General features: G+C 44.6%; 1 protein-coding gene. It reads right to left on the reverse strand.

What is annotated here, in order from left to right; genetic code table 11:
- On the reverse strand, positions 1 to 224 hold a 224-nt coding region (locus PL11201_RS26650), incomplete at both ends, for a cadherin repeat domain-containing protein (RefSeq protein WP_200816879.1).

Consider the following 224-nt stretch of genomic DNA (forward strand, 5'->3'; position numbering starts at 1 on the left):
TTATTAATATTAACTGTCAATGCCTTCTCGAAAGTCAGTCCCGCAGCATCAGTGGTTTTCAGTCGGATACTGTAACTGGACTTAGTTTCAAAGTCAGGGGAAGCGTTGATTTTCAGTTGGTCACCCACAAGGGTAAAGGCGGTGTTATCAGTATCTCCCGTACCCGTGACTAAACTATAAGTAAAGGTATCACCGACATCCAGATCGGTGCTGGTTAATGTCCC

Source organism: Planktothrix sp. PCC 11201, assembly GCF_900009135.1.
In the GTDB taxonomy this organism is placed as follows: Bacteria; Cyanobacteriota; Cyanobacteriia; order Cyanobacteriales; family Microcoleaceae; genus Planktothrix.